Annotated in this window: 21 protein-coding genes; 9 read left to right on the forward strand and 12 right to left on the reverse strand. The window is 66.2% G+C overall.

What is annotated here, in order from left to right; genetic code table 11:
* Positions 1 to 6 precede the first annotated feature (6 nt).
* From RDCOP1_RS20900 to RDCOP1_RS20930, 7 genes are all read left to right on the forward strand, one after another.
* The gene (locus tag RDCOP1_RS20900; RefSeq protein ID WP_072705266.1) at positions 7 to 774 is read left to right on the forward strand and encodes an SDR family NAD(P)-dependent oxidoreductase; all 768 of its coding nucleotides are present in this window, start codon (positions 7 to 9) and stop codon (positions 772 to 774) included.
* Positions 771 to 1,523: an SDR family NAD(P)-dependent oxidoreductase gene (locus RDCOP1_RS20905; RefSeq protein WP_072705269.1), complete on the forward strand. Its 753-nt coding sequence runs from the start codon at positions 771 to 773 to the stop codon at positions 1,521 to 1,523. Before RDCOP1_RS20900 ends, RDCOP1_RS20905 begins: the two co-directional genes overlap by 4 nt.
* A gap of 255 nt (positions 1,524 to 1,778) precedes the next feature.
* Positions 1,779 to 1,970, forward strand: a complete 192-nt coding sequence (locus tag RDCOP1_RS20910) for a ferredoxin (RefSeq protein ID WP_072705327.1) — start codon at positions 1,779 to 1,781, stop codon at positions 1,968 to 1,970.
* Between the two features lie 42 nt (positions 1,971 to 2,012).
* Entirely contained in the window at positions 2,013 to 3,356 is a 1,344-nt protein-coding gene (locus tag RDCOP1_RS20915) for a cytochrome P450 (RefSeq protein WP_072705272.1), read from the forward strand.
* 67 nt (positions 3,357 to 3,423) lie between these two features.
* Entirely contained in the window at positions 3,424 to 4,695 is a 1,272-nt protein-coding gene (locus tag RDCOP1_RS20920) for an amidohydrolase family protein (protein ID WP_072705276.1), read from the forward strand.
* A 31-nt stretch (positions 4,696 to 4,726) separates the two neighbouring features.
* Positions 4,727 to 5,488 (forward strand): SDR family oxidoreductase, encoded by a 762-nt coding sequence (locus tag RDCOP1_RS20925; RefSeq protein WP_072705279.1) that lies wholly within the window; start codon positions 4,727 to 4,729, stop codon positions 5,486 to 5,488.
* Between the two features lie 40 nt (positions 5,489 to 5,528).
* Entirely contained in the window at positions 5,529 to 5,855 is a 327-nt protein-coding gene (locus tag RDCOP1_RS20930; protein ID WP_072705282.1) for a DUF4286 family protein, read from the forward strand.
* A 74-nt stretch (positions 5,856 to 5,929) separates the two neighbouring features.
* Here the strand turns inward: RDCOP1_RS20930 and RDCOP1_RS20935 are convergent, their stop codons facing one another.
* The 5 genes from RDCOP1_RS20935 to RDCOP1_RS20955 form a co-directional block, all read right to left on the reverse strand.
* A complete protein-coding gene (locus RDCOP1_RS20935) occupies positions 5,930 to 6,853 on the reverse strand; it encodes an alpha/beta hydrolase (RefSeq protein WP_084722748.1) in 924 nt (307 codons plus the stop codon).
* A gap of 122 nt (positions 6,854 to 6,975) precedes the next feature.
* Positions 6,976 to 7,743, reverse strand: a complete 768-nt coding sequence (locus RDCOP1_RS20940) for an enoyl-CoA hydratase/isomerase family protein (protein WP_072705285.1) — start codon at positions 7,741 to 7,743, stop codon at positions 6,976 to 6,978.
* Between the two features lies 1 nt (position 7,744).
* Positions 7,745 to 8,833 (reverse strand): acyl-CoA dehydrogenase family protein, encoded by a 1,089-nt coding sequence (locus RDCOP1_RS20945; protein ID WP_072705288.1) that lies wholly within the window; start codon positions 8,831 to 8,833, stop codon positions 7,745 to 7,747.
* Positions 8,820 to 9,725, reverse strand: a complete 906-nt coding sequence (locus RDCOP1_RS20950; protein ID WP_072705291.1) for an acyl-CoA dehydrogenase family protein — start codon at positions 9,723 to 9,725, stop codon at positions 8,820 to 8,822. The genes RDCOP1_RS20945 and RDCOP1_RS20950 overlap by 14 nt, the downstream gene beginning before the upstream one ends.
* Positions 9,703 to 11,157 (reverse strand): class I adenylate-forming enzyme family protein, encoded by a 1,455-nt coding sequence (locus RDCOP1_RS20955; protein WP_072705294.1) that lies wholly within the window; start codon positions 11,155 to 11,157, stop codon positions 9,703 to 9,705. The genes RDCOP1_RS20950 and RDCOP1_RS20955 overlap by 23 nt, the downstream gene beginning before the upstream one ends.
* Positions 11,158 to 11,260: 103 nt before the next feature.
* Here RDCOP1_RS20955 and RDCOP1_RS20960 point away from each other — a divergent pair, with 103 nt between their 5' ends.
* Entirely contained in the window at positions 11,261 to 12,301 is a 1,041-nt protein-coding gene (locus RDCOP1_RS20960) for a ferredoxin--NADP reductase (RefSeq protein WP_072705298.1), read from the forward strand.
* Positions 12,302 to 12,376: 75 nt separating this feature from the next.
* Here the strand turns inward: RDCOP1_RS20960 and RDCOP1_RS20965 are convergent, their stop codons facing one another.
* From RDCOP1_RS20965 to RDCOP1_RS20980, 4 genes are read right to left on the reverse strand one after another with little or no spacing between them, the layout of a single operon-like run.
* Positions 12,377 to 13,447, reverse strand: a complete 1,071-nt coding sequence (locus RDCOP1_RS20965) for a CaiB/BaiF CoA transferase family protein (protein WP_072705300.1) — start codon at positions 13,445 to 13,447, stop codon at positions 12,377 to 12,379.
* A complete protein-coding gene (locus RDCOP1_RS20970) occupies positions 13,444 to 14,400 on the reverse strand; it encodes an LLM class F420-dependent oxidoreductase (RefSeq protein ID WP_072705303.1) in 957 nt (318 codons plus the stop codon). Before RDCOP1_RS20970 ends, RDCOP1_RS20965 begins: the two co-directional genes overlap by 4 nt.
* Before the next feature lie 46 nt (positions 14,401 to 14,446).
* Entirely contained in the window at positions 14,447 to 14,848 is a 402-nt protein-coding gene (locus RDCOP1_RS20975) for a cobalamin B12-binding domain-containing protein (protein ID WP_072705305.1), read from the reverse strand.
* The gene (locus tag RDCOP1_RS20980; protein ID WP_084722749.1) at positions 14,848 to 16,425 is read right to left on the reverse strand and encodes a methylmalonyl-CoA mutase family protein; all 1,578 of its coding nucleotides are present in this window, start codon (positions 16,423 to 16,425) and stop codon (positions 14,848 to 14,850) included. The genes RDCOP1_RS20975 and RDCOP1_RS20980 overlap by 1 nt, the downstream gene beginning before the upstream one ends.
* An 85-nt stretch (positions 16,426 to 16,510) precedes the next feature.
* Between RDCOP1_RS20980 and RDCOP1_RS20985 the strand changes: the two genes are divergently transcribed.
* A complete protein-coding gene (locus RDCOP1_RS20985) occupies positions 16,511 to 17,344 on the forward strand; it encodes an SDR family oxidoreductase (RefSeq protein WP_072705312.1) in 834 nt (277 codons plus the stop codon).
* Positions 17,345 to 17,360: 16 nt separating this feature from the next.
* Here the strand turns inward: RDCOP1_RS20985 and RDCOP1_RS20990 are convergent, their stop codons facing one another.
* The 3 genes from RDCOP1_RS20990 to pgi form a co-directional block, all read right to left on the reverse strand.
* Entirely contained in the window at positions 17,361 to 17,996 is a 636-nt protein-coding gene (locus RDCOP1_RS20990; protein ID WP_072705315.1) for a trimeric intracellular cation channel family protein, read from the reverse strand.
* Between the two features lie 83 nt (positions 17,997 to 18,079).
* Positions 18,080 to 18,379, reverse strand: coding sequence for a WhiB family transcriptional regulator (locus RDCOP1_RS20995; protein ID WP_072705318.1), 300 nt, complete (start codon positions 18,377 to 18,379; stop codon positions 18,080 to 18,082).
* Between the two features lie 3 nt (positions 18,380 to 18,382).
* A partial coding sequence (gene pgi, locus RDCOP1_RS21000; RefSeq protein ID WP_072705334.1) for a glucose-6-phosphate isomerase occupies positions 18,383 to 19,801 on the reverse strand: 1,419 nt, incomplete at its 5' end.

The following is a 19,801-nucleotide window of genomic DNA, read 5'->3' on the forward strand; positions in this document are numbered from 1 at the left end:
ATCGAGATGCAGGTAGAAGGTAGCTCCGCGATCGTCGTCGGCGGTACGGGTGGGCTCGGTCAGGCCACGGTCCGTCGTCTCCACGCAGCCGGCGCCAAGGTCGTCATCGCCGACGTGAACGACGAGAAGGGCAAGGAACTCGAAGAGGAACTCGGCGTTCGCTACGTCAACACCGACGCAGGTGACGAGGATTCTGTCTCGGCCGCGATCGCAGAGGCGCAGTCGTTGGCACCGCTGCGCATCTCGGTCGACTGCCACGGCGGTCCCGCCGGCGGTGGCCGTCTCGTCGGCAAGGACGGCAGCGCGATGCCGCTCGAGGCCTTCACGAAGACGATCCAGTCGTACCTGACCTCGACCTTCAACGTCATGCGCCTCGCCGCCGCCGCGATCGCCCAGCAGGATCCGTTCGACGAGGAAGGCAGCCGCGGCGTCATCATCAACACCGCGTCGATCGCCGGATACGAGGGCCAGATCGGCCAGCTTCCCTACGCGGCGGCCAAGGGCGGAGTCATCGGCATGACGCTCGTCGCCGCACGAGACCTGTCTCCGCTGGGGATCCGCGTGAACACGATCGCTCCGGGCACCATCCTCACCCCCGCATACGGCAAGGCCGGCGACCAGCTCGAGGCGTACTGGGGACCCCAGGTGCCGCACCCCAAGCGCATGGGACGCCCGAACGAGTACGCAACCCTCGTCGCCTCGATCGTCGAGAACGACTACCTCAACGGCGAAGTCATCCGTCTCGACGGCGCCCTGCGGTTCCCGCCGAAGTGAGCCTCCTCGACGGAAAGGTCGCTTTCGTCGCCGGAGCAAGCCGGGGGATCGGCGCGGCGATCGCCGTGGCACTCGCCGAGGCGGGCGCCACGGTCGCGGTTGCCGCACGCTCGGAACGAGAAGGCAAGCTCCCGGGCACGATCCACTCGGTCGCCGAACGGATCACCCATGCCGGCGGGCATGCCATTCCCGTCCCGTGCGATGTCACCGACGAACAGTCGGTCGACGAGGCGATCACCGCGACCGTCGAGACCTTCGGCGGCCTCGACATCCTGGTCGCCAATGCCGGCGTGCTGTGGATGGGACCCATCGAATCGACACCGGCCAAACGCTGGCAGTTGTGCCTCGACGTCAACCTCACGGGCGTGTTCACCGTGACGAAGGCAGCGATCCCACATCTCCGCGCGCGCGGCGGCGGCTCCATGATCGCGGTGACGACCAACGGCGTCACCATGATCGATCGCGGCGCCAACGCCTACTGGGTGTCGAAGGCGGGGGTCGAGCGCCTCTACACAGGTCTCGCCGCAGACCTGAAGGCGGACAACATCGCCGTCAACTGCCTGGCACCGTCGCGGGTCGTCCTCACCGAGGGATGGACCGCCGGTGGTGGCGGGCGGGCGATTCCACCCGAGATGGTCGAACCACCCGAGACGATGGGCGCCGCCGCGGTTCTGCTCGCATCACAGGACGCGGCAGGCGTCACGGGCACCATCTCGCAATCCGAAGTGCTCGTGCCGCAGAGGCAGTGAGGTACCCAGCAGCGCATATTCGTAGAACACGAGCGGCCTGCACGACACCCAGATCCGCGACGGAGGTCCCGGTCATCCACAAGATGACCGGGACCTCCGTCGCTGTGTGGCAACAACGCGGCAATCGAATCCTTGCCGATCGCACGGTCAGAGACTATGGTTCTCGCAATTCGGAAGGCCATTCTGGAATTAGAGAGCGTCCGGAGAACAGACAAACACGTTGCACGGAACGGGATCACAGAAATCGAGGTCGCAATGAAGGTGGCAGTGGACGCACAACGTTGTCAGGGACACACACTGTGTGCCATGGCGGCACCCGCACTTTTCGAATTGAGCGAGATCGACGGGCACGCCACCGCCGTCGACGCCGAAGTCCCCGCTGTGCTCGAGGAGACCGCACGCGAAGCCTCCCGAAGCTGCCCGGAACAGGCGATCACCATCCTCTGACGTCCCATCCGTATCGCGATCACCGCACGAGAGGGCAAGGCAATGAGTGTCGACGACGCCACCGAAATCGGTCACCGGACACCAGTTTTCCAGTTCGACAGGCACGCGCCGGACTACCGCGACAACTTCCTGGACATCACCGAGGAAATGCACTCGAAGTGCCCGGTCGCCTGGTCCGACACCCACGGGGGCCATTGGGTCGCCGCCGGCAGCGACGCAGTCTTCGCACTCACCCGGTCGGCGGACATCTCGAACGATCACGACGTCAAGGGCGTGCGCCGCGGCTACAAGGGGATCATGATCCCGGCGGCGGCCAGAGCCTCGGGAGTCCGCGGCGGCATCCTGGAAATGGACGACCCCGAGCACCGTGAATTCCGTGCGGTTCTCAACCCCTATCTGTCACCGGCCGCGGTGAAGAAGTGGATCGCGCCCATCGACGAAGTCATCCGCGCATGTCTCGACGACAGGATCGAATCCGGCGAGATCGACTTCATCGACGACCTCGTGAACATCGTTCCCGCCGTGATCACCCTCGCGATGCTGGGCATTCCGGTCGCGAAATGGAAGGTCTACTGCGAACCCGTCCACGCCGCGATGTACACGCCGCCGGATTCGCCCGACGTTCCGCGCGTGGCCGAGTTGCACCGCAACATGGGCCTGGACCTTCTCGGCAGTCTTCACGAAATCCGCGAGAATCCGCGTCCCGGAATGATCGATGCGGTGGCCCGCGCCACCGTCAACGGCGAAAAGCCCGACGATCTGGAACTTCTCGGCGTTCTCAGCCTGCTCATCGGCGGCGGTTTCGATACCACCACCGCGTTGACGTCCCACGCACTCGAGTGGTTGTCGCAGAACCCCGATCAACGCGAAATTCTCAGCACCGAACGCGACCGGCTCCTCGATTCGGCAACCGAGGAGTTCCTGCGCTTCTTCTGCCCATCGGCAGGCGACGGCCGCACCTTCTCCGCGGATACCGAAATCGCCGGTACACAGTTCAAGGAAGGCGAGCGGGTGTGGCTGTCCTGGGCGATGGCGAATCGCGACCCCGCCCTGTTCACCGACCCACACAGCGTCGACCTCGAACGTAGTGGCAACCGGCACTTCAGCTTCGGGCTGGGAGTCCACCGCTGCATCGGGTCCAACCTCGCCCGCATCATGTTCAAGCGGATGCTTGTCGCGGTACTCGATCGCATGCCGGACTTCCGGTGCGACCCGGACGGCACCGTGCACTACGACTCCATCGGTGTCATCCAGGGAATGCGCAAGCTCCCCGCCACTTTCACCCCCGGCCCCCGGCTCGGCGCCGGCCTGGACGAGACCCTGGCCGAACTCCAGCGGGTGGTCGACGAGCAGGCACTCGCCGCACCGGTAACGGCCCGGAACTGACAACGTCGACGCGTCACCGGCTCGGCCCGCGTACATACGCCCGAGCCGGTAACGAAAGAGGAATCCGATGAATCTCGACGATATGGTGATGATCAGCATCGACGACCACGTCGTGGAACCGGCTGACATCTTCGAAAAGTATTTCCCCAAGAGCCTGATGGACCAGGCACCGCGCCTGACCGCCCATCCGCGCAATCCCAACGTGCAGGCCTGGCTGTTCCAGGACACGGTCGTGGGAAGCTCCGGCCTCAACGCCGTCGTCTCCTGGCCCAAGAGCGAATGGGGCATGGACCCCACCGGATACGCCGAGATGCGGCCCGGCGTCTACGACATGGACATGCGCGTCCGCGACATGGACGCCAACGGCACCCTCGCCGCAACGCTGTTCGCGACCTTCCCCGGCTTCGCCGGCACCCACCTGGCCAGCCTTCCCGACAAGAAGCTGTCCCTCGCCGCGTGCAAGGCGTTCAACGACTGGGTGGTCGGTGAAGTACCCAACGCGCACCCCGGACGGTTCATCCCGCTCGGCATCATCCCCTTCTTCGACGTCGACGAATCCGTCAAGGAGATCCAGCGGCTCGCCGCCATGGGCTGCCGCTCGATCAGCATCCCCGAAACCCCCTACGGTGTCGGCGAGGGTTACCCGGACTTCAAGTCCGGCTACTGGGACCCGATCTTCAAGGCCTGCGTCGACAACAACATCGTGCTCAGTCTGCACATCGGCGGCGGTATCAACCTGGTCAAGCGGCCCGAAGGCTTCAACATCGACGACATGTTGATGCTGACGCCGCTCATCTCCACCATCGCAGCCACCGACATCATGCTCAGCGGGGCCTTCCGAAAATTCCCGACCCTGAAGGTCGCCATGAGCGAGGGCGGTGTGGGCTGGGTCGCGCCGTGGCTCGACCGGCTCGAGCGGCACATCGTCAACCAGTCCTGGACGGGAGCGAGCTTCCTGCCCGATGGCAAGACGCCGACGGACGTGTGGCGCAAGAACTTCCTCGCCTGTTACATCACCGAGCCGAGCGGTCTGAACAACCGCGACCACCTGGGTATCGACACCATCGCGTGGGAATGCGACTACCCGCATTCGGATTCGACCTGGCCGAACTCGCCGGAAGTGCTGAAGACCGAACTGGACAGGGCGCAGTGCACCGACGAGGAGATCGACAAGATCACCTTCGGAAATGCTGCCCGGTTCTTCGACTGGGATCCGTTCGCGCACATTCCCCGTGAGCAGGCAACCGTCGGTGCTCTTCGTGCCCGGGCGACCGACCACGACATCAGTGAGACCTCCAAGACCGAGTACCGCCGACGCTACGAGCTCACCAACTCGTAGGCACGCGCGCACCGACCGACAAGGAACAGGCATGACAGATGCTCCACAGCTCGACGGCAAGGTCGCCATCGTCACCGGCGCCGGAGGCGGAATCGGCCGAGCGTACTCCCGTGGCCTCGCCGAAGCCGGTGCAGCCGTGGTGCTGGCCGACGTCAACATCGATTCGGCCACGGCCGCTGCCGACGAACTGACCGCCGAAGGGCACCGCGCGCTCGCCGTGGCCGTCGACGTCCGGGACGAAGCGAGCACGACCGAGATGGCCGCCACGGCGGCCGGCCGATTCGGGTCCGTCGACATTCTCGTGAACAATGCCGGGTTGATGGCCGAGGTGGTCGGCGAGGGCTCGCTGACCACCATGGACATCGACCTCTGGAACCGCACGCTCGCCGTCAACCTCACCGGGCCGCTTCTGTGCAGCCGCGCCGTGGTGCCGTACATGAAGGAGCGTGGCTACGGCAAGATCGTGAACCAGTCGTCGAGCGGTGCCTTCATGGCCGCCCAGGCCTACGGCATCACCAAGCTCGGGCTCGTGAGCATGACGGTGTCGCTGGCACGCGAGTTGGCGCCGTTCGGCATCCGCGTGAACGCCATCGCGCCGGGAATGGTCAACACCGAAGCCGGCTCGATCGCCTCACCACCCGAACTCAAGGAGATGGTGAAGAACGCCATTCCCTTCCCCTTCGGCGAACCGGAGGAACTGATTCCCGGCCTGCTGTATCTGGTGTCGTCGGGCAGCGACTGGGTAACCGGCCACACTCTCAACATCGACGGCGGCTGGGTCGTACGGGTCTGAGTTTTCTTATTTACCAACGTTTCTCACGGAGAGTGCACGCATGAAGAACTATCTGCTCGTCGAATCGCATCCTTCTCATCCGGACCGCCTGGACGAATTCAACAGGTGGTACGACGAGGTCCACATCCCCGAGGTGGTGGCACTCGACGGATTCGTCGGCGCCATCCGGCTTGCTCCCGCAGACGCGGACGGCGGCCCTTCGGTCACGCTCTACGAACTCGAGGGTGACCCGCAGACGGCCAAGGACAACGTCCATGCCGCTGCCGCCGCGAAGCAACTGAACATGTCGGATTCGCTGAGCTACGGGCCCATCCCGAAGATGCGCATCATGCAGCTGCAGTCCGAGCACACCAAGACCGCGAGCTGACCGGCGACCACACTACGAGGATCGTCGTATCCTCCTGCGACGGGCGGGGACGCAATGCGTCTCCGCTCTCGCCGTCATGCGTCCCCGAACACTCCACGCGAGTGACGCACACCCAGCGCGCCTGCCAGCACCGCGCACTGCTCGTCGAAGAACCCCTGCGCGACACGCGTCCTCGACGCCACCGAATCGAATCCGTGGAACGCCCCGTCGACGATGTGGAAGCCGCACGGAACACCCGCCGACGACAATCGATCGGCGTATGCACGATTTTCGGCAAAGAACAGATCGTGTGATCCCACACCGATCCAGGCGGGGGGGAGATCCCCCAGGTCGTCACGTCGCGCCGGAACCGCTTCGTCCCGGTCGGCCGCGCCGAGGTAGCTCTCCCAGCCGAACCGGTTCGAGGTCGCGTCCCACATGCGGGTGTGCCGCGGGCCCGAGTCCGTGCGGTCGTCGAGCATCGGGTAGACCAGCAACTGGAATGCCGGGGTCGGAATCTCACGGCCGCGGATGCGGAAGGCCAGCGCGGCCGCCAGTCCCCCACCGGCACTCGCGCCGCCGATCGCCAATCGTGAGGTGTCCACATCCGGTCGCCGCGTGAGCCACTCGTAGATCCGGTCGCAGTCCTCCACCGGCACCGGGTACGCATGCTCCGGTGCAAGCCGGTACTCCACCGACGCCACCGTGATGCCGAGTTCTTCCGCGAAGCGCCGGCACAGCGCGTCGTCCTGGGCCGCCCGGCCGAACACGTATCCACCGCCGTGAATCCACAGCAACGCCGGCGTGCGCTCGTCGGCGCGCGCCGACGACGGCCGGAACCAACGGACCGCGACTCCGGGTTCGAGCACATAGACATCCGGGTCGCGGCCGCGGATCGCGCGGGTCAGAGTGCGCAACACCCGCAGCGACCTGGGGGTGACCGTCCTGCGCGGCGCGAGCAGCGCTGTCCAGCGGAGGTCGGGGTGGAATCCAGGTAGCGAACGCAGGCGGTCGATCAAGAAGCACCTCGGTCGGCAACCGGCATTGTTGATCTCCTTGTAGTTCCGGGTTCGGCGATAATAGACGCATCGAGACGGACCCCGGATGCTCGGTCCCGGAGCCCGTCTCGTAGCTCGCCGGATCAGGACTTGCCGGCAGTCAACCTTGCGATGTTGGCCTGGAAGTCCTCGCTCTGGAACGTCATCTCCTCCGCGCTCATCGCGTAGTCGAGTGTCGCGAGCACCGCACGCTCGAGGTGGATGTTGAGGAGTCGCTTCGTCGCCTCGATCGCCTTCTGAGGCTGTTCGGAGATGCGCTTGGCGCATGCGAGCGCCTCGGTCAGCGGATCCTCGACGACGTGGTTCGCCAATCCCAGTTCGCAGGCCCGCTGGGCGGAAATCCTCTGGCCGGTGAACGCGAACTCCTTGGCCTGCAACAAGCTGATCTGCAACGGCCATGTCAAGGGACCGCCGTCCGCGGCGACGAGACCGACCTGCACGTGAGGATCGGCCAGGTACGACTTCTCGGCCATGTAGACCATGTCGCTCAGCGCCACCAGGCTGCAGCCCAGCCCCACGGCCGGGCCGTTGACCGCCGCGACCACCGGCACGCGGCACCGCGCCATACCGAGGACGATCTCACGGCCGTCGGCGATGGTCTTCGCCCGCAGGTCCGCATCGCGCGCCAGTTCGGCAAGGTAGGCGAAGTCGCCGCCTGCCGAGAATGCGCGGCCCGCGCCGGTGATCACCGCGGCACGTGCCTCGCGATCGGCTGCCAGCCGTGGCCACAACCGGGCCAGGCCCTCGTGCAGCGGATCGTTGACGGCGTTGAGGTCGTCGGGCCGGTTGAGCGTGATGATCCGCAGGGAGCCGTCGGCCTTGACGTCGATCTCGTCGGGCATGTCGTACATGTCAGACCCCCAATCCGAGGATGCGTGAAGCGATGATGTTCTTCTGGATCTGGGACGTGCCGCCCATGACGCTCTGCGCCCGGCTGTACATGTACGAGCCCAGCAGTTCGGGGTCGCGCGTCCCGGCCACGGACAGCGCCGCGTGCCCGACCGACTGGTCGACCCACGTCATGAGCAGCTTGTCGAGCGAGCCCTCCGACCCGTGCGACACGCCGTCGAGCTGTTCGGACAACCGGCGGCGGACGTGCAGACGCAACATCTCCGATTGCACTGCGGCCCAAGCCAGATCCTCCGGCGGCCTGCCGTCGACCCGCGCGGCGAGCTGGCGCACGAGCTTGCCGTAGCGCGCGGCGAAACCGAGGGTGGACGGTTCGCGTTCGTGGCCGACGACCGTCATCGCGACGCGCCACCCTTCACCGGGCGCACCGACCATCCGGTCGGCGGGCACCCTCGCACCGTCGAAGAGCACCTGGCCGAACTCCTTGGTGACCCCGCTGATCATCTTCAGGGGTCGCTGCTCGATCCCGTCCTGGTGCATGTCCACGATGAACGCGGAAATACCCTTGTGGCGAGGCGCATTCGGGTCGGTGCGAGCAAGCAGCAGGCACCAGTCGGCCACATCGGAATAGCTCGTCCAGACCTTGTGGCCGTGCAGGACGTACTCGTCTCCGTCCTGCGTCGCCGTCGTGGTGAGCGACGCGAGGTCGGAGCCGGCGCCGGGCTCGCTGAATCCTTGGCACCAGCGCTCGGTGCCGTTGATCATGCCCGGAAGGAACCGGTCGCAGAGTTCTTCGCTGCCGTGATGTCCGAGCCCGACGACGAGGTAGCCCAGGCTGGGACGCGGCGGAGCGCCCGCGATGGCCAGTTCCTCGTCGAGGATCACGTCGTAGACCGGCGGCAGATCCTGCCCGCCGTGCTTTTCGGGCCAGGACAATCCGAAGAATCCGGCTCCGTACAGAGCCTGATGCCATTCACCCTGGCGCGCCCAGTATTCGTCGCCCGAGGTGGGGAACGTACCGGCTACACCGGCGAGCCAGGTGCGCAGGCGTTCGCGGAAAGCTGCTTCGTCCGGCGAGTCACGAAAGTCCAAGGTCGATCTCCTCCAGGCTCACGGGGAACAGTTCGGTGGACGTCAGCGCCCGCCGCAGATAGACGTGCTCGATGCACTCCCAGGTGTTACCGATGCCGCCGTGCACTTGGACGGCGGTCTCGCAGACGGTCCGTGCCGCACGCGCGCAGTAGATCTTCGCGATGCGCGCGGCGCGCACTGCTTCGTCCGGCGCGAGTTCGTCGACGGCCCAGGCCGCGTGCCGCAGTACGCTGATCGATCCCTCGATCAGCGCTTGGCTTTCGGCGAGCAGGTGCGCGACGGCCTGGTACGACCCGATCGCCTTGCCGTACTGCTCGCGGATCTTGGCGTACTCGACCGCGACGCTCTGCGCCCCTCGCGACGTTCCGACGAGATCGGCGCACGTCGCGACCAGAGCGAGGGCGTATCCCCGCTCGATGTGCTCCGCGTCCACGGTCCCGATCGGCGTGCAGGGCGCGCCGAGTGTGGCGAACGCGCGGGTGAGGTCGGCGCCGGAAGCGGTTTCGCCGATCTCGGCGGAGAGCACCTCGGCGTCGCGCACCACCAGTGCTTGCTTCAGACCGCGGGTGTCGAACGCGTCCTCACCGACCGCGATCGCCCACGTCTGCTGATCCTCGGCGACGTGGCGGCGCAGGTCGTCCGCGAGGACCGGCCCGAGGAACGGAACGTCGACGAGACCGCGTCCGAATTCCTCCGCGACGATGGCCACTTCGACCCCGGAGGCGCCGTCGGAGCGCAGCGAGCGCCAGCCCGTGGAGTCCACGGTCTTCTCCAGTCGTGCGAGCCGTGCCGCGTCGTCGAGGTCCTGGACCGAGCCCGGTCCCAGGTCGTCGGCCAGCCTGGCGGCAGCATCTCGCAACTGCTGTTGTTCATTCGTCAGACGTACGTCCATGGCGCTCCTCGAGTAGTCGGCGCAACACCTTGCCGGAGGGCAAGCGGGGAATTTCGGGGACAAGGACCACACGGCTGGGGCGCTTGTAGGAGGCGAGTCGCTCGGCGACGTAGCCGATGATTTCGCCGGAGTCGATCGTCGCGCCGGCGCAGGGGGTGACCGCCGCGACCACCGCTTCACCCGCGGCCTCGTCGGCGACGCCGAACACGGCGCAGTCGGCGACGGCCGGGTGTCCGTGCAGGACCGCCTCGACTTCGGCGGGCGCGACCTGAAAACCGTTGACCTTGATCATCTCTTTGGATCGGTCGGTGATGCGGATCCATCCGGCTTCGTCGACGGATCCGACGTCGCCCGTCCGATACCAGCCGTCGGTGAAGGCGTCGGCGGTCGCGTCGGCGGGCAGGTATCCGGCCATGAGCGACCGCGATTTCACCTGGATCTCACCGCGCTCACCGGGGCTGACCGGTTCGCCGGTGTCGAGCGACACCACACGCAGTTCCACGCCGGGAACCGCGCGACCCACGCTGTCGAGCCGTCCGCCGTCGATCGGGTTGCACGCGATCACGGGTATCTCGCTCGCTCCGTAGGCGGGCACCCACGGCACGCCGGTGCGGCGCGTGACCGTCTCTGCGATGCTCGGGGTCACGGGGGTGGCGCCCCACATGATGTATCGGAGCGAGGACAGGTCCAGGGACTCGAGGCCGGGATACGACGCGATGGCCATGGCGATGGGTGCGACGGCCATCTCGACGGTGATCCGGTCCCGCTCGATGTGCCGCAACATGGTTTCGAGGTCGAACCGGTGATGCAGCCGCATCCAGGCACCGGCTTCGAGGGCCGTGGCGATGTTGAGCAGTCCGAGGATGTGCGACGGCGGGGTGACGATCTGGATCCGGTCGGCCGGCGTGAGTGCGAGGGCATCCCGCCAGTGCGCCACGGCGGCGCCGAAGGAGGCGTGGGTGTGCCTGACGGCTTTGGGCAGGCCGGTGGTGCCCGAGCTGAACACGAGCACCGCGTCCGATTCCCGGTCCACGCGCGGGAAGGTGAAACCGGACGGGACGTCGGTCGAGCCGGATTCGCCGGGATGCAGCTCGTCGAGATGCAGCATCGGGACGGGAACGTCCTGGCCGGCGACGGCTTCGGCAAGGACCGGGCTGTCTCCCACCGCCGCAACCGGAGCGGTGAGGCCGAACGCGTGGTCCACCTCGGTGCGCTTCCAGGACGGGCTCATGAGCACCACCACGGCACCGAGTCGCCAGACGGCCTGCACCGCTGCCACGAACTCGGGACGGTTCGACGACATGAGCGCGACCCGGTCACCGATCCCGACGTCGTGTGCGCGGAGGCGGTGGGCAATGCCGTCGGCGCACGAGTCGAGATCGGCGAGGGTGAACTCGCGATCTTCGAATGCCAGCACGGCAGGCTCTGTCATTGGGCTCTCTCGCGTATGGGATTCAGGTCGAGAGGTTTCCCTCTCATGAGTGAGAATAGTACTCTCCACTTAGCAGAATACTAATACCAGGAGGAGACGGTCCATGGCGAGACCACCACTGTTTCAGCGCGCGACCGTGACCCGGATCGTGAAGGAGACGGACGACGCGCGCACCTACGTGCTCGCCCCCGACGACGGGCCCTTCACCTATCGATCGGGGCAGTTCTGCACCTTCAAAGTGACGGTCGACGGGACAGACCTGTACCGGTCGTATTCGATGTCGAGCGCCCCCGAAACCGACTCCGAAATGATGATCACCATCAAGCGGGTACCCGGCGGGTCGGTCTCGAACTGGCTCCACGACAACATCTCGGAAGGAGACAAAGTCGAAATCACCCGTCCCGCTGGCACTTTCCTGTTGCGCCCAGCCGAGGGCGCGGTACTCGGATTCGCGGGCGGTAGCGGCATCACACCGATCCTGTCGCTCGCCAAGAGTGCCCTCGCGTCGACCGACCGCCGGGTGCGCCTGCTCATCGCCGACCGCGACCGGGCGTCCGCGATCTTCGAAACGGTCGTTGCCGACCTCGCGGCCGAGTACCCGGGCCGGCTCGAGGCCGTCCGGCACTACGACGACGAGAGCGGACTGCTGGATCCCGCCGCCGTCGCAGCGTTCGTCGGTGCCGACACCGGCGCCGACAGTTACCTGTGCGGCCCGGAAGCGTTCATGGACATGATCGAAAGTGCGCTGAGCGGGAGCGGCCAGGTCTACAGCGAGCGATTCGGAAGCGCAGCCGAACCCATTCAGGTCGCAGACGTGCCTGTCGCCGAAACAGCCGTTGCCGAAACAGCCGTGGCACAGCCTGCGGAGATAACCGGCACGGTGTCGATCCGCCTGGGAAGCAAGCGGGTTTCGGTACCGCGCCACCCCGGAGAGACTCTCCTCGAAAGCGCCCGGCGCGCCGGTCTGGCACCGCCGTTCTCCTGCGAGGCCGGCAACTGCGCGACCTGCATCGCCAAGATCGTCGACGGCAGCGCGACGATGCGCGTGAACGACGCTCTCAGCGACGACGAGATCGCCGACGGTTACATCCTCACGTGCCAGGCGGTCCCCGACAGCAACGACATCAAGGTGCGGTACGAGTAGCGACACCGATCTGCTCGCCGAAAAGTGATCTGCCCGGGAAGTTTCCCGGGCAGATCACTTTTCGGCGAGCAGATGTCAGACCGACGATGTGGGCACTTCGTCGTGCTCACCGAGACGAGGCGGCGCGCCGTATCGCGGCTCGTACCCTTCCACACGGATCGGGCTGCCCACCAGGCGAAAATCACCCGCGGTGACGATCGCCTCCGGGGTCGCCTCGAGCGCGTCGGGCAGTGAGCGCACCGCGGCGGCCGGGACGCCGAGCGGACGAAGCCGCTGCTCCCAGCCCGACGCCGTGTCGCGAGCGAGCACCGCCGTGACGACCTCGAGCACCTCGTCGCGACGACTCGCACGCTCGGCCATCGTCTCGAATCCCGCGATACCGGCCTCTGCGGCGAATACCCTCCAAAAACCGTCGTGCGTGATGAACAGCGCCAGAGTCCCGTCGGACGTCGGGAACAGCTGTGCCGGCACGTAATACGAATGGGCACCGTTCGGCATGCGCTTCGGCTCGGTGCCCTCGTTGAGGTACGCGGATGCGCGGTAGTTGAGCTGCGAAAGCATCACGTCACGCAACGAGACGTCGAGTTGCCCACCACGCCCGGACACGATCTGGGCAAGCAGGCCCAGCGCGGCGGTCAGCCCCGTCGAGTTGTCGGCCGCCGAATAACCGGGCAGGGTGGGCGGCCCGTCCGGATCGCCCGTCAGGGACGCGACGCCGGTGACAGCCTGGATGACATAGTCGAAGGCGGGGTCGTCCCCGGAGTTCAGGCCGTATCCGGTGAGCGCGACACACACGATCTTGTCGTTGTGGGAGCGCAGCGCCTCGTAGGTCAGCCCGAACCTGCGGATCGCGGAGGGCTTGAGATTGACCAGCAAGGCGTGCGCTCCGGCCGCGAGTTCGCCGAGTTTTCGCTGGCCCTCGTCGGACGAGAGGTCCAGGCAGATACTGCGCTTGCCGCGGTTGAGGCTCGCGAAGTACGCGTCGCTCACCTGGCGGGAGAGATCGCCGGTGGGCGGTTCGATCTTCGTGACCTCGGCACCGAGGTCCGCGAGCATCATCGTGGCGTAGGGGCCCGCGAGGATGTGTCCGACCTCGAGGATGCGGATACCCGCGAGGGGGCCCACATTCCGATCTTCCTCGGTCACCGCAATTCCTTGGCGAGCTCGGCGACCACCTCGCGCGTGCGGTACTTCGACGCGACCAGTTCGTCGCGGGTGTTGCCGATCGGCAGCAAACGCATCGACAAGTCGGTGACCCCGGCGTCACGGTAGCGGCGGAATCCGGCGAGAATCGCCTCTTCGTCTCCCACGATCGCCATCTCGCCGATGTCCTTCGCCTCACCCTGTTCGAGCAGACGCTGGTAGTTCGGCGAGATCTCCGCCTCCGCGAGGATGCGGTTGGCGCGCTCGCGGGCGATGTCCACCTCGTCCGGCGCGCACAGGCACACCGGAACACCGGCGACGACCCGCGGCGCCGGACGCCCTGCTTCGGCGGCGGCCTTGGTGATACGAGGCACGACGTGCTCGCCGATCGCGCGCTCGTCGGCCATCCACAAGATCGTGCCGTCGGTGTGTTCGCCCGCGATCCGGAGCATCACCGGTCCCAGAGCAGCCACCAGGATCGGCATCGGTGCGACCGGTGCGATGTCGAGTGGGTTGTGCACGGTGAACGTGTCGTTCTCGACATCCACCGACCCTGGTCCGTGCTGGGCCGCGTTGAGAACCTCGAGATAGTCGCGGGTGAGCTTGGCCGGCTTGTCGTACGGGAGTCCGAGCATGTCCTGCACGATCCAGTGGTGCGACGGCCCCACACCCAAGGCGAGCCGTCCGCCGAGAGCGGCATGGGTGGACAGCGACTGACGCGCCAACGCGATCGGATGCTGAGCCTGGAGCGGTACGACCGCCGTGCCGATTTCGATGCGGCTGGTCCTCGTGCCCATCAGCGCGACCGCGGTGAGCGCGTCGAAGTCGGTGGGAATCTGCGGTACCCATACCGTGTCGAAGCCTGCGGCTTCCGCCCATTCGACGTCTTTCAGCATGCGGTCGACCTTGCGGGCCGTGTCGCCCTGTTCCGGGCCGACCATCACTCCGATACGCACGATTCCTCCAGCTTTCCGAACCCGATTGTGTGAGTGCCGCGCGTGGTCACAGCGGCGCGGCCGTGCCCGTCAGTTTCCGAACCTCTTCGACGAGGACGTCCAGCGGAGTGCTCGTGGGGCACACCGCTGCCGCGCCGGCGGCGAGAAGCTTGGGCACGTCGCTCTGCGGAATCGTGCCGCCGACGATCACGTCGATGTCGCCGGCGTCGGCCGCACGCAGTTCCTCGATCACCTTGGTGGTGAGTGCGACGTGTGCTCCCGAAAGGATGCTGAGGCCGACCACCGCCACGTCTTCCTGCACCGCGATGGAGACGATGTCTTCGACCTTCTGGCGGATTCCGGTGTAGATCACTTCGAATCCGGCGTCGCGGAGGGCGCGGGCGACGATCTTGGCACCGCGATCGTGGCCGTCGAGACCGGGCTTGGCGACAAGAATACGGGCGCTCATCAGAACACCACCGGCTGACGGAACTCGCCCCAGACGTTCTTGAGCGCGGAAACCATCTCTCCGACAGTGCAATACGCGTTGGCGCAGTCGATCAAACGGTGCATCAGATTCTCGGTTCCTTCCGCGGCGCGGGACAGTTCGGCGAGCGTGGTGCGTACGGCCTCGGAGTCGCGTTCCGCCTTCACTTTCGCGAGACGCTCGAGCTGCATCTCGCGGCCCATGGCATCGAGTTCGTACGTCGAAATCTCCGGTGCCGGTTCGTCGGAGACGAACTTGTTGACACCGACCACGGGACGCTCACCGCCCTCGATCTCCTTGTGGGTCTTGTACGCCTCGTCCGCGATCAGACCCTGCAGGTAGCCGTCTTCGATGGCCCGGACCATGCCGCCGTGCGCCTCGAGATCAGCCATGATCTCGATGATGCGTTCTTCGGTCGCGTCGGTGAGGGCTTCGACGAAGTACGAACCGCCCAGCGGGTCGGCCACGCGCGTCACGCCGGTCTCGTACGCGAGGATCTGCTGTGTGCGCAGCGCCAGGGTCGCGGATTCCTCACTGGGCAGGGCGAAAGGTTCGTCCCACGCCGCGGTGAACATCGACTGCACGCCGCCGAGTACCGAGGCCATGGATTCGTAGGCGACCCGCACCAGGTTGTTCTGGGCCTGCGGCGCATAGAGCGACGCGCCACCGGCCACGCAGCCGAAGCGGAACATCGACGCCTTGTCGGTGGTCGCGCCGTAACGTTCGCGGACGATCGTTGCCCAACGCCGGCGTCCGGCGCGGTACTTGGCGATCTCCTCGAAGAAGTCACCGTGGGTGTAGAAGAAGAAAGAGATCTGCGGGGCGAACTGCTCGATGGTCATCCGGCCGCGCTCGAGGACGGTGTCGCAATAGGTCACGCCGTCCGCGAGGGTGAACGCCATCTCCTGCACCGCGTTGGCGCCCGCGTCACGGAAGTGCGCACCCGCCACCGAGATCGCGTTGAAGCGGGGAACTTCCGCCGCACAGAACTCGATGGTGTCGGCGATGAGCCGCAGCGACGGTTCGGGCGGCCAGATCCACGTTCCGCGCGATGCGTATTCCTTGAGGATGTCGTTCTGGATGGTGCCGGTGAGCTTCTCCCGCGGCACCCCCTTGCGCTCGGCGGCAGCGACGTAGAACGCCAGCAGAATGGCGGCCGTTCCGTTGATGGTGAAACTCGTACTGATCTTGTCGAGGGGAATGTCCTCGAAAAGAATCTCGGCATCGGCGAGCGTGTCGACGGCCACGCCGACGCGGCCCACTTCCTCACCGACCTCCGGGTCGTCGGAGTCGTAACCGCACTGGGTGGGGAGATCGAGCGCCACCGACAGTCCCGTGCCGCCCTGCTCGAGCAGATAGCGGTACCGCCTGTTGGATTCCTCCGCGGTACCGAAGCCGGAGTATTGGCGGAACGTCCACAACCGGCCCCGATAGCCGGTGGCGAAGTTGCCGCGGGTGAAGGGGAAGCTGCCTGGCGCAGGCGGCTCGGTAACCCGGTCGTCCGGTCCGTAGACCGGCTCGAGCGGGATACCCGACGAGGTTTCGGTGAAGTCGTTCACGCTGGATACATTACTTGCAGAAAAAGAGAATGCCAATATCATCACTGAGAACGGAACGGTTTCACTGATACGACCTGGGAGAACGATGTCGAGCCACAACGCCCTCACCGACCGCACCATGGTCATCTCCGGCGCCAGCCGCGGGATCGGCCTCGCGATCGCCACCGCAGCGGCCCGGCAGGGCGCCAACGTGGTCCTGCTCGCCAAGACCGCCGAGCCTCACCCCCGCCTGAAAGGCACGGTCCACACGGCCGTGGCCGAAATCGAAGCAGCAGGAGGCAAAGCCGTCGCGGTCGTCGGCGACGTGCGCAAGGAGAGTGACGTCGCGCAAGCGATCGAAGCTGCCGTGGAGCGCTTCGGCGGTATCGACTTCTGCGTCAACAACGCGAGCGCGATCGCCACGGAGCCGACGGAACAGCTGTCGGCCAAGAAGTACGACCTCATGCAGGAAATCAACTGCCGCGGCACGTTCCTGCTCACCAAGGCGGCACTGCCGTACCTCCGGAACTCACCCAACGGACACGTACTCACCATCTCTCCGCCACTGAACATGAATCCCTACTGGCTCGGCGCACACCCGGCCTACACCCTGTCCAAGTACGGAATGTCCTTGCTGACATTGGGGTTCGCAGCCGAATTCGCCGAGGCCGGCGTCGCGGCGAACTGCCTGTGGCCCGAGACGTTCATCGCGACGTCGGCGGTGGCGCACATGCCGGACGGTGACACGCTCCTGTCGTCCTCGCGCAGCCCGGAGATCATGGCCGACGCCGCGGTGGAAATCCTGTCGCGGCCGGCGAAGGACACCACGGGCCGGTGCTTCATCGACGCGGATGTCCTCGTCGAAGCAGGCAAGACCGACCTGTCCGCCTACGGTGGCGGCGAAAATCCCCAGTGGGACCTGTTCCTCGACAAGGACTGACGCCACCGCGCCGTACTCACTTGCCCTGACGACGGCCGGGTGGGTACGGCGCGTGCAGGTCGAACCGCACACCGATCATCCGGATCACGAAGCACACTGCCGCCGCACCCAGCGCGACGAGTGTTCCTTGGTATCCGAAACTGTATGCGGCGGCATATAATACGGCTCCGATCAACGCCGGAATCGCATAGAGTTCACTTCGAAGTACGGTCGGTACGCGACCGATCATGACATCCCGGATGGTTCCCCCGCCTACCGCGGTGACGGCCCCCACGATGACGGCTTGGACGACACCGAAACCCAGTTCCAGCGCCTTGTAGGCGCCCAGCACCGCGAACACGCTCAATCCGATCGCGTCGAACACGGTGATCGTGCCGTTCAGACGATCGAGTCGGCTGCCGAGCACGAAGGCGACGAGGCCGCCTGCCGCTGCGGCCGCCAGGTAGCGCCAGTCGAGGAAGGTTGCCGGAGGCAGAGCGCCGAGGAGCACGTCGCGGACCGTCCCCCCGCCCAGACCGGTGAACATGCCGAGCGTGACGATGCCGACGATGTCGAGTCGCTCGGCGCGCACCGCCAACAACGCTCCGTTGAGTGCGAATGCAAAAGTCCCGGCGAGGTCGAGGACCAGCCACAGCAGATTATCGGTCGGCATGGCACGAGGTATACCCGGCATCGCTGCCGGAGTCCCGGCTATGTGTGTGCCCGGCGCGCCGCGACGACCCCGTGACCGGCGCCCTAGGAGATCGGCCTACGCCGCTCGGCGCGGCGCATCCGGGTGCGTTCGTCTTCGGACAATCCGCCCCAGATGCCGTGCCGCTCACCCGAGTCCAGTGCGTATTCGAGGCATTGCGTGCGAACGACGCATTGTCCGCACACCCGTTTCGCAGCGGCGAGGCGGTTCTCCCGCGCTTCTCCTCGCTCGTTGTCGGGATGGAAGAAGAGCGAACCGTCCACGTCGCGGCATCCGGCGTGCATCTGCCACTCCCAGGACTCCGCGACGGGCGGGGGGAGTTTGAGCAGCTTCAGGGCCGGCACCGGTCACGCCTCCTTCGCCATGCGGCGGTAGGTGCGGATCAGATTATCCGTCGACCCATCACCCGACCCCGGATCACCAACACCCCCCAACACCGGCCCCAACACCGACGCCTGCTCCTTCCCCAACTCCACACCCCACTGATCGAACGAATCGATCCCCCACACCACACCCTCGACAAACACCTCATGCTCATACAACGCAATCAACTGCCCCAACGACGACGGTGACAACACCGGCGCCAAAATCGTCGTCGACGGACGACCCCCCGGCATCACCTTGTGCGCCACCAACTCCTCCGCCACCCCCTCCGCCCGAATCTCCGCCGCCGACTTCCCGAACGCCAACACCTTCGCCTGCGCAAACATGTTCGCCATCAACACCTCATGCATCGACCCCGACCCATCGACCACCGGCAGATCATCCGTCGACCGCCCGAACCCGATGAAATCCGCCGGCACCAGATGCGTCCCCTGATGCAACAACTGGAAAAACGCATGCTGCCCGTTCGTCCCCGGCTCCCCCCAAAAAATCTCCCCCGTCGCACACGACACCGCCGACCCGTCCACCCGCACCGACTTACCGTTCGACTCCATCGTCAACTGCTGCAGATACGCCGGAAACCGCACCAGATCATTCGCATACGGCAACACCACCCGCGACTGCGCCCCCAACACCGACGTGTACCACACCCCCAACAACCCCAACAACACCGGAACATTGCGCTCGAGCGGCGCCGACACGAAATGCTCATCGACCATCCGGAACCCCGCCAGCAACTCGGCGAACCGCTCCCGCCCGATCGCACACATCACCGACAACCCGATCGCCGAATCCACCGAATACCGGCCCCCCACCCACTCCCAGAACCCGAACATGTTCACCGGATCGATCCCGAACGCCGCCACCCGCTCCGCATGCGTCGAGACCGCCACGAAATGCGACGCCACCGCCTGCTCACCCAACGCCGCCACCACCCACCGCCGCGCCGCCGTCGCATTACACAACGTCTCGAGCGTCGAAAACGTCTTCGACGCCACCACGAACAACGTCGACGCCGGATCCAGCCCCGCCAGCACCCCCGTCAGATCCGCCGGATCGACATTCGACACGAACCGCACCTGCGGGCCGTCGTGATAATGCCGCAACGCCCGCGTCACCATCACCGGCCCCAGATCCGACCCACCGATCCCGATATTGACCACCGTGGTGATCTTCTCCCCGGTCGCGCCCCGCCACCGCCCGTCCCGCACCCGATCGGTGAACTCCCCCATCGCATCGAGCACCTCGTGCACATCGGCGACCACGTCCTGCCCGTCGACGACCAACCGCGCCGACCGCGGCAACCGCAACGCGGTGTGCAGCACCGCCCGGTCCTCGGTGACGTTGATGTGCTCACCGGCGAACATCGCATCGCGGGCCTG

It is taken from the genome of Rhodococcus coprophilus NBRC 100603, assembly GCF_001895045.1.
Classification (GTDB): domain Bacteria; phylum Actinomycetota; class Actinomycetes; order Mycobacteriales; family Mycobacteriaceae; genus Rhodococcus; species Rhodococcus coprophilus.